We start from the raw sequence: 7,051 nt of genomic DNA on the forward strand, positions 1-7,051 counted from the left end.
TGAGTATAAGAGTCTTGATGAGCTCCCCGAGGCCTATAAGAAGCTGACCGCTGAGGGCCTGATGCTTAACAACCAGGCGGTATTCACCACCGGCTCCGACAAGGTGGTCAGAGCCACCGGCGGCAATATCACCGACCGCGCTCTCCTGGAAGCCGGCATCTCCCTCAAGGATCACGTCTTTGAGGAAAAGGTCTCCCGGAGAATCCCCTTCTCCAGCTCCAAGAAATTCTCCGGCATCATTATGGAAAGCGGCCGCTGCCTTATCAAGGGCGCTCCGGAAATGCTCCTGGATCGCTGCCGTCAGGCCTGCGATGCCAGCGGAAACCGCGTTCCCTGCGACACCGCCCCCATTAAGGATCTCTTAAACGGTCTCGCTGAAAAGGCCGTGCGGGTGCTCCTCCTGGCGGAAACCGCCGAACGTTCTCCGGACGGCGAAACCATTCCGGACGGCGATCTGGTATTTACCGCCGTGCTGGGCATCAGAGACGATGTGCGTCCGGAAGCCCGGGATGCCATCAAGGAAGTAACCGCCGCCGGCATTTCCGTGGTGATGATCACCGGCGACCGCCGCGAAACCGCCGTGGCCATCGCCAAGGAGGCTGGTCTTGTTACCTCTGACAAGGATATCGTGCTCACCTCCGGCGAACTCTCTCAGATGTCCGACGAGGCCGTTATCGAAGCTCTGCCCAACCTTAAGGTAATTTCCCGCGCCCTCCCTGAAGACAAGTCCCGTCTTGTGGAAGCCGCCAAGAGTCTGGATCTCGTTGCCGGCATGACCGGAGACGGCGTAAACGACTCCCCGGCGCTCAAGAAGGCCGACGTGGGCTTTGCCATGGGTTCCGGCACCGAGGTGGCCAAGGAAGCCTCCGAAATTGTTATCCTTGATGACAACTTCGCTTCCATCAGATCCTCCATCCTTTACGGCAGAACCATCTTCAACAGCATCCGGAAGTTCATCGTGTTCCAGCTTACCGTTAACGTGGCTGCGGTGTTTATCTCCGTATTCATGCCGCTGACCGGTCATGAGGTGCCGCTGAACATCGTGCAGATCCTCTGGATCAACCTGATCATGGACACCCTGGCCGCTCTGGCTCTGGGCGGCGAACCGGCTCTGGATCGCTACCTCAAGGCCAAGCCCAGAAAGCGTCAGGGCAAGCTTATTAATGGCTACATGCTCTCCTCTATTCTGACGGCTGCTATCTGGATCTGCCTGCTGGGCATCCTGCTGCTGTACGTTAAGCCCTTTGCTGATGCTCTGGGCTTCTCGGATCCTCAGGATCTGGCCACAGGGTTCTTCACCTTCTTCATTTTCGGCACCGTGTTCAATGCCTTCAACGCCCGTACCGACGGCATGAATCTGGGCGAGCATATCACTGAAAACCGGCTGTTCCTCATCGTGATGGGCCTCATCGCCGTTACTCAGGTGATCATGACTCAGAGCGGCACCTTCAGCGAGACCTTCGGCAACATCATGCACTGTCATGGGCTCTCCGTAAGCCAGTGGCTGGTAATCCTGCTGCTCTCCGCCACCGTTATTCCGGTGGATCTGATCAAGAAGGCCATCACGAAGGCAAAAGGCATGGATCCTGAGGTCTGATGCCGAGGAAGCATATGAAGCAAGGAATGCAAGCTTTAACAGAGCTTAGCTTCTAAGAGAGTTCCCCCGGGGAAAGGATAAGCGGATGACGCTGCCGAACCCGGGGGAATTTTTTTGTCTCCTGAAGCTTTGGAGATTTTCCGTGCGCTGTGTGGAAAATGTCTGGCACAGCGTTCCCTGAGGACTGCTTTCCGGGACGCATCTAAGGGAAGGACGTTTTTGCAGGTGACAGACGATCAGACCGGCAGGACTTACAAGCCCTTTCTGAGGTCATAGAGGAGTGATATCCGGAGATGATCTTTGGAGAGCCGTCGGGTCAAAGGATCCCAGGTAACTCAGGGAAACGGGGCTCTGTTCGGCAAGTCTCTGATAGCTCCTGAAGGAGCCGGAGCATTCCATAAAAAAGCGGTACGAACCGAGATCCGTTTTTAAGGGCTCCCGATAAAAGGCGATGAGAGTAAGACCGGACTCTCTCACAGCGCTCACTAAAGCCGGCAGATCTCTGATATTGCCCTCCGCCGTAAAATAATGCCGCATGTCCGCCTTGCTGTCCTCGTGGGCTTTAGCGGGAATTTCCGGAGCTCCTTCCGCAGCTCCTGTTTCCTGAGGAGCGGCGGCAGTCTTCCGGGTCAGGGCATAAAAACGGGTTTTATTGCGGTCATTGCCCTGAATCCCCGCAGCGGCGATGCGAAGACCGTAAACCGCGGCGGCTCCGGCGGAGGCAATGGCGGCGCTGTCCTTTTCGTGATTTTTAAGAAGCCTTTCTGCGCCGGCGGCAGTGCTGGCCACCTCCGTGAGCTCGGCCTCCGGAAGATGCTGCTTTAGCCATGTCTCGCTCTGGATGAGCCCCTGTTTGTGGGAGTAAACCCTTTTAACAGCGGCAAGAGATGTTCCCGGAAGCGTCAGAAGATGCTGAGTTATGGGAAGCTCCGCAGCCCCGGCAATGGCAATGTCAGGAGTGTTCATAAGAAAGGGGACATAAGAGGTCGGGCCTCCGAGAGTGTTTTCCGCCGGGATTACGGCGTAGGAGACCTCGCCCCGGAGGAGAGCCTCTACGGCCTCCCGGACTCCGGGATACGGCGCGCAGCGTTCCTCCTTTCTGAAAAGAGCATAGCAGGCCTCCTGGGAATAGGTACCCTGAGGGCCGAGATACCCCGCCCTGCCGGATCCGGCTAAACCGGGTGCGAAAAACTCATTTCCTGCGGAGGCGGCCGGAGCGCCGGCGCAGCCGGAAAGAGCCGGCGCCATAAGTACGGTCAGAAGCGCTGCCGCCGGAAGAGGCAAGAGGTTCCTGATCCCTGAGGCTCCCGTTAGCTTTGGGGTTCTTCCTGCGGTTCTTTCTGCGGTTCTTTCTGCTGTTCTGTTTCGCATGTCTTAATGTAGTCCTCAACCAGCATGGCAAAAATATGGGCAATCAGAAGGGAGCTGTAGTCTGTATCAGGCTTCCCCCAGAAATGCTCCAGATAATACTCGGTAACCTGGATTCTGTTTCTGATTCTTTCCGTCCCGGCCATAACGATCAGCGATATTTTGTCATAGTTATCAAAACGGAACTGGATTGCCATGGTTAAGCCGCCCCGGGAAATACAGGCGTCATGATACTTGTCCGGATGGGAAATTCCGGCGCGGGAATAGAGTTCGGAAATTAACTCCATATCGAATCTCATGAGTTTAAGAGCCTCCCCTTCCTGCTTGCGTCATAACAAAGCCGCCCGTCCGGCAGGATTGTGCCGGAAATAAAGTTATCCGTGATTGCCCTGCCGTCGTTTCTTCTGCCGGCCGCATCCGGAATCTTCATAAGCAGGCTGACATTGGGGTTCTCGGTGCGCCAGGAGCTTTTTCCGCCGGAATTACGGCGCTGGTGTTCCCGCCCTGAGGGAGCGCCGGATTCCGGCCCGGGATCCCTGAGGATGTCTTTATCCGGTTCTTCCTGCTGTTCTGTCTCGCAGGTCTTAAAGTAGTCCTCTACCAGCAGGGCAAAAATATGGGCAATCAGAAGGGAACTGTATTCCGTATCAGGCTTCCCCCAGAAATGCTCCAGATAATACTCAGTAATAAGCCGGAGATTTTTTGTGGTAAGCGCTCCTGCCGACACGAACAGCCGCAGTCTTGTTTCGCGTTTGAAGCGGAACTGGATGGCCATGGTTAAGCCGCTCCCGGAAATCGTGGCGTCATGATACTTTTCCGGATGGGAAATTCCGGCACGGGAATAGAGTTCGGAAATTAACTCCAAAGTCAGTCTCATAAGCTTAAAGAGTCCCTCGCTTACGCCATAACAAAGCCGCCCTTCCGGCCGGATTGCGCCGGGAAAAAGTTATCTGCGATTACCTTGACTGGGTCTCGCCCCGGTGCTGATCAGCGCCGCCGGCGTTTATCCGGGGTTTTCTTCAGACGCTTCTTAAGAATAGCGGCCATTTCTTCTGTAAACTTTAGATAATATCCGTCGTGCCGCATTCGCCCCCTTTGGAACAGCAGAACAGGCTTTGGCCACAAAACCTGCCTCGGCATCCCCTGTTTGCCTTCATCCGTGATGAGCACGGGTACAGACTGCAGGTACTGAACCAGCCGAACAGTTTTACTGTTTTTGATAGTTCCCGGATCCATTGCTCTCATGCGCATTGGGCTTTATTGTACAACGCCTTATCCGGCCGGAACTTGAGGAACGTTTTATTATGCGCTTTATCACAGCTCTGCCGGCTGCTGAGAAAAGCATCCATTGTCAGAGCCGGCTTCTGAATTTCTGCAGGCTTCCTTCCTGCCGGGCCGCGGGCGCCCCGGACGCAGCAGGCCTGGGCAATCAAAGGCTCCGACGCAGCAAGCCTGAGCAATCAATAGTGCCCCGGACTCAGCCAGCCTGAGCAATCAATACTGGCAGGAACGGATGTTAAAGTCCCGCGGAATAATAATTAAGAGGGAAGACGCCTCCGGCGCTTCCTGTTTAGTGATTAAAGGGGCTCCGCCCCTTTACCCCGGAAACTGCCTCGTATTTCAATTGTTGAAGCGCATGGCCGCCTCTTGAGGCCGGAATAATGGTGTTAAACGCTGATTGGGCCGTATACGGCAGCCTGATGTATACCGCCTCCGGCAGGGGCGAAACGCCGCCCTGCGGGGGAGCGCTGATTTCAGTCCGGGCCATGCCTGATCTGACGGCAAGCCCTCTTCTCACGCCCGCCATAACTCGCCCCGCCCGCCATGACTGCTGCCGGAAAACGGGAAATTTCCCGATCTGTTAAAGGAGCTGATCTGTTAAGGACGCTTCTCGGGATGTCAAAGTAAATTCCGCGCCCCCGGAGCCAAACTGACTTCCCAAACTGTCAGCGGCAAAACTGACAGAAAATGTACTTGAAAATGTATTTGAAAACGGTACCATGAAAAGTAACATGATAATGAGGCAGTTTACAGACGCGCTCCCGTGTTTCAAAAATTTTTTGACAAGGAGCCGTAACCGGCTTCCCTGTTATTCGTTACCATTGCAATTAAGGACGGCAAAGCCGGATGTTTCACAGTCAATCAATTAGGAGCAGTTATGAGTCTCGATTCAGCAAAGGCATTGGTTTTATCACTGGTTAAAAAACTTGGCATCGGCGGGGAAGACGCCGTTTCCGGCGATGACGGCATGTTCACTTTAACTCTGGAACAGTCCTGGATGCCTCAGATTCACATTTGTTATATCAGCTCTGATGATTCCATGGTTTTTTTCTCCGAGATTGGAATGCTGAATGCTGACAATGAGTACGAGATCCTCAGAACCATGATGAAGAGACAGTATCTGTTTGCGGATTCAAATGGCGTAACCACTGCTCTGTCCGATGATGACAATGTGCTTACCGCGCAGCTTAAGTTCGGAATCAGCGAAATGTCCGATGATGAGTTCGCTTCCCTCCTTAATAACTTTGTCGGCGAGACAGCAAAGTTAAAAGTCCTGGTATACGGTGAATCCTCCGAATCACCTTCCGATGGAAGCGCCGATATTTCTTTGACTGACAGCAGCGCTTTTATATCAGTCTGACAGCAGACATCACTTTTTAACAAATGCGGCCCGGCAAACGGCCGGGCCCTATCACTATCAAAAAATTGGGGAAACGAAAATGACCGGATTAAATACTTTAGACACCACGCAGCGCGATAACACTTTAGCAGATTTTCAGATGCAGCAGAATTCTTCCGGAAACCAAAATGGCAATGGTTCCGATGTCGGCAGAAGAACTGATGAAAGACCCCCTGTAATGGCTGAGGTTTCAGGCGAGAAGCTCCTCCAGAATGCCACAATACAAAAGACTGCCGGTTTGAGCAAAAATCAGACTTCGGCGCTTAAAAAACTCAGTCTGGCTAAAGTCGGCGAGTATCTGGGAAATCTGTTTACCGCTGTTGGAAAATCCGCAGTGAAGGGTTTCAGAGCCGTAAAGAACTTTTTCTCCGGACATCACAAAGCCGTGCCTTCCGCCGCCGAACTGAAGGAAATGAAGAATATTTTTTCCATCGGTCTCGAACTTGACGACGACAGTTCATCCTCCGGTAATATCAGCTACAAGGATTTCAAGAATTTATTCACCCTTGGCATCGGAAGCCTCGGGGATCAGCCGTATGCCAGCAAGGGAGAATTTTACCAGGCGCTTTCTGAAAAGCACGGCAGCACGATTTTCAAGCCGTTTGAGGCTCTGGTGGATAAGCTGTGCGTCAAGCTTGGTTCCGGGGATGCCGCAAAGGGTCAGGAGATGCTGAAGAACGCCGTAATCAGCATCCAGGGCTCCTTTGACTCCAAAAACGGGCTCCATGCCGAGCTTTTCTCATGCATGTTCAAAGATCTCAGCGGCGCCCCTGACAATCTGAAGGATACCACTGACAAGAATCCTGCTGATATCCTGAAGTTTCTTGATCAGCGGCTGAGAAGCATTGTAGGCACTCATGTTCTCGGCACCTCCAAAAATGCCGAAAAACCGGTTAACAGCAATGCTCAGGCATCTTCGCAGCAGGCTCCGGCGTCTGTTAAGCAGGCTCAGGCATCCGGCCAGCAGGCTCCGGCGCCGGATCTCCCGCTGAACAAAGAACTTGCTGAAAGCCTGATCTTCACGGCCAAGCCAGGGGCTCAAATAGACGGTTCAATTCTCCTTAAAAAAGATACTACCGGTCTCAAAAAGGCGGTTACTAATTTCATGAATAAGCAGGCAGCTCCGTTTATTCAGACTCATGGATCGGCAGCGGTTGCCTCCATGGTTTCAAAACTTTCGGGAATTCCGGAGGATGCATTAAAGGCCAGTTATGACCTGCAAAAAGCGCTGATTAACTGTCTGTTTATCAAGGGTAGCGAATCTGCAAACAAGCTTATTGAACTTCTGAATAACAACGGGACTGCAAAGGGCTTTGAAAAGCTGGTTAATGAGAGACTGCAGGAATTTGAAAAATATGTTCAGGATCCGGCAAAGATCCCTAATCCTGTTTCAGCTGCGGTTGGCT

Annotated in this window: 7 protein-coding genes; 3 read left to right on the forward strand and 4 right to left on the reverse strand. The window is 53.1% G+C overall.

All coding sequences use genetic code 11. From position 1 onward, the window contains the following. Window positions 1-1,597, forward strand: a 1,597-nt coding sequence (locus ACJROR_RS13935; RefSeq protein ID WP_406547631.1) for an HAD-IC family P-type ATPase, incomplete at its 5' end; no start/stop codon positions are given. 270 nt (window positions 1,598-1,867) lie between these two features. Here the strand turns inward: ACJROR_RS13935 and ACJROR_RS13940 are convergent. The 4 genes from ACJROR_RS13940 to ACJROR_RS13955 form a co-directional block, all read right to left on the reverse strand. Then, entirely contained in the window at window positions 1,868-2,881 is a 1,014-nt protein-coding gene (locus ACJROR_RS13940) for a prephenate dehydratase (RefSeq protein WP_406547632.1), read from the reverse strand. Window positions 2,882-2,907: 26 nt separating this feature from the next. Then, window positions 2,908-3,252, reverse strand: a complete 345-nt coding sequence (locus ACJROR_RS13945; protein ID WP_406547633.1) for a hypothetical protein — start codon at window positions 3,250-3,252, stop codon at window positions 2,908-2,910. An 8-nt stretch (window positions 3,253-3,260) separates the two neighbouring features. Next, window positions 3,261-3,842 (reverse strand): hypothetical protein, encoded by a 582-nt coding sequence (locus tag ACJROR_RS13950; protein ID WP_406547634.1) that lies wholly within the window; start codon window positions 3,840-3,842, stop codon window positions 3,261-3,263. A 693-nt stretch (window positions 3,843-4,535) separates the two neighbouring features. Continuing rightward, a complete protein-coding gene (locus ACJROR_RS13955; RefSeq protein WP_406547635.1) occupies window positions 4,536-4,772 on the reverse strand; it encodes a hypothetical protein in 237 nt (78 codons plus the stop codon). Between the two features lie 351 nt (window positions 4,773-5,123). On the opposite strand from ACJROR_RS13955, the gene ACJROR_RS13960 reads away from it, so the two are divergent. Next, the gene (locus ACJROR_RS13960) at window positions 5,124-5,606 is read left to right on the forward strand and encodes a type III secretion system chaperone (RefSeq protein WP_406547636.1); all 483 of its coding nucleotides are present in this window, start codon (window positions 5,124-5,126) and stop codon (window positions 5,604-5,606) included. 79 nt (window positions 5,607-5,685) lie between these two features. After that, window positions 5,686-7,051 (forward strand): hypothetical protein (locus ACJROR_RS13965; protein WP_406547637.1); only part of this gene is annotated, 1,366 nt, incomplete at its 3' end.

It is taken from the genome of Succinimonas sp., assembly GCF_045225735.1.
Classification (GTDB): domain Bacteria; phylum Pseudomonadota; class Gammaproteobacteria; order Enterobacterales; family Succinivibrionaceae; genus Succinimonas.

Excerpts from the sequence above, each read along its gene's own strand:
- ACJROR_RS13960 (WP_406547636.1), top strand. The coding sequence starts at position 5,124 with ATGAGTCTCGATTCAGCAAAGGCATTGGTTTTATCACTGGTTAAAAAA.
- ACJROR_RS13950 (WP_406547634.1), bottom strand. The coding sequence starts at position 3,842 with ATGAGACTGACTTTGGAGTTAATTTCCGAACTCTATTCCCGTGCCGGA.
- ACJROR_RS13945 (WP_406547633.1), bottom strand. The coding sequence starts at position 3,252 with ATGGAGTTAATTTCCGAACTCTATTCCCGCGCCGGAATTTCCCATCCG.
- ACJROR_RS13955 (WP_406547635.1), bottom strand. The coding sequence starts at position 4,772 with ATGGCGGGCGTGAGAAGAGGGCTTGCCGTCAGATCAGGCATGGCCCGG.